This window comes from Streptomyces sp. NPDC002888 (genome assembly GCF_042888465.1).
Lineage (GTDB): Bacteria > Actinomycetota > Actinomycetes > Streptomycetales > Streptomycetaceae > Streptomyces.
Map to the genome: position 1 here is coordinate 1 of NZ_JBIAPU010000061.1, position 2,085 is coordinate 2,085.

The following is a 2,085-nucleotide window of genomic DNA, read 5'->3' on the forward strand; positions in this document are numbered from 1 at the left end:
CCGCTCGAACAGCTCCCACATCTCATCCGGCACCAGGCGCTCAACGATCCCCACGAAGACACACTATCTACCGGACCAAATGAGACGACCTCTTACTGCGATCACGTCATCGTCGACGGCCGCGCGCATCATGGAGGACGTCAGGTTGTAGGCCGCTTGATCGCAGCGGCCCCCGCGCCCTTCTCGACCAGGGTCCGGATCCAACTCTGAACGTCCATGCGGGTGATGGCCCGCATCTCCCAGTCGGCCCAGTAGGGCATGACGTGGTTCTTGATGTTGGAGGCGTCGCCGCGCAGCGTGTGGGGCTCAACAATGCAAGCGTTCCACCACCGGTCGTGCCACTCGCGGAACGACACTTCACCGGCCCGCGGGTCGCGCATACCTCCGCGCAGCGAACTGGGTCTCCATCTCGATGCCCCAGGCCCGCGCCTGAGCTTTGAGGGGAAACGACTCGCTGAACCGGTCTCCTATCCGGTTGCGGACGGTCGCCTGCCACTTTCCGGACTTCAACTTGCGCAGGTACGCGGTACTACTCCTTTGGTTCGAGGGTGGAGCGGGACGAGCCGACGGCAAGAGATCAGCGGCGGGACCTCGGGGCAGCGACCGACCTGCTGGTGATGAACTCCTCGAGCCCGGCAAGGGGAACACGGACACGGGAACGCCCCGCTCCGGTCCGCAGATCGACGACCGGCAACTCACCAGCAGCGACGAAGCGGTAGACCGTACGGCGGTCGACATCCAGGGCGGCGGCGACAGCGGGAATGGACAGCAAGCGGGCAGGCATGGGTAGATCCTTGACGATGGGGGCGGGATGGGTGCCCGGCGAAGCGGCAGCCGGTCCAGGGCGAAGGTCAACCAGCTCCCTCAGGGCAGTGGGACCTCACCTCGAAGTGGAACCTCGCAAACCAGGATTTCGTGACGTGACGGTGTCGTGGGCGTGAGGACTGACGAGGGGCAGAGGGATGAAATCGGTAGGGTGCCCGCGCTCCGCGGATCGGCCGGAGCGCGGGCGGGATTTCATCGCTTGAGCTCCGGAAGGGCCATGGCCTTGGCCAGGCGATCCCAGTCGATGTCGGCATCCTCCCGGCGGAAGCAGTACGGGTAGCGAAGTGCCAGCCAATCCGGCGTCACACCGGTCAGCTCGGCAACCGCGAAGGACGAGATGCCCATCCTCAGCCACTCCACGAGGCACGACTCCCGCAGGATGGAGATGGGCTCCCCCAGACGCCACGAGTACCGCTCGTCCCGGGGCAGGACAGCCTCTTGGGCCTGCTCCCACACTTGCTGGTAGACAGAAGCCAGAGCGGCCCACCGCGCCTGCCGGGAAACAGTAGATCGCCCTCCCGCAGACCAGCCTCATCGATCCAGTGACGCAGAAACTCAACGAACCGGGGCTGGAGAGGAATCTCCCTGGCTACTCCTCGGTGACGAGCCGTCAACTGACCCTCGTCGCCCTCCGGGAGCATCACGTCGCGAACTCGCAGGGCACGAGCCTCCCTCGGACGCAGCGCCTGCTCGGCCACAGTGAGCATGAAGGGGTACACCGAGCGATCGGCACCCGCGTGCCCACGTATCCACTCGAGCAGCGATCGAACTTGCTCCACGGAAAGCAGCCATTCTTCGTCCATTACGTCGACGGGCACAGCAATTAACTCCTCAGGGAGAGGGACAGAAATGCGCCACGCGGGGATCCGCGTGACAGATTCAATGGTCGGCACGATCCCCGGTTTCGGTAACCGGGGATCCCGTGCTATAAGGCCACGGGACCTCAACGATGCTGACGTCAGATCCACGTCAGGGATGGCGGCGGCAAGTCATCACGATCTTCAGGAAGCGCTCTAGGTTGACTTGCACAGGGCCCTCTATTCCAGTCCGTTCCGGCCCCAAGTTGTCTGCCGTCGGCGAACCGCGCCGATGCCGGCGCCTCGCAAGGGAGCATCGACAGCGCTCGTTTCGTGGCCCGAAGTAGCCGAACAGAGCAGGTGTCTTCTAAGAGGTCGTCTCATTTGGTCCGGTAGATAGTGTGTCTTCGTGGGGATCGTTGAGCGCCTGGTGCCGGATGAGATGTGGGAGCTGTTCGAGCGG

Annotated in this window: 3 protein-coding genes; all 3 read right to left on the bottom strand. The window is 64.2% G+C overall.

Going from position 1 to position 2,085, the window contains the following annotated elements:
• Positions 1 to 140 precede the first annotated feature (140 nt).
• Positions 141 to 380, bottom strand: coding sequence for a hypothetical protein (locus tag ACFYWX_RS47670; protein ID WP_389431801.1), 240 nt, complete (start codon positions 378 to 380; stop codon positions 141 to 143).
• A 197-nt stretch (positions 381 to 577) separates the two neighbouring features.
• Positions 578 to 784 carry a helix-turn-helix domain-containing protein gene (locus ACFYWX_RS47675; RefSeq protein WP_389431802.1) on the bottom strand — a complete coding sequence of 69 codons (207 nt, stop codon included), beginning with the start codon at positions 782 to 784 and terminating at the stop codon, positions 578 to 580.
• 233 nt (positions 785 to 1,017) lie between these two features.
• The gene (locus tag ACFYWX_RS47680) at positions 1,018 to 1,170 is read right to left on the bottom strand and encodes a hypothetical protein (RefSeq protein ID WP_389431803.1); all 153 of its coding nucleotides are present in this window, start codon (positions 1,168 to 1,170) and stop codon (positions 1,018 to 1,020) included.
• Positions 1,171 to 2,085: the final 915 nt, after the last annotated feature.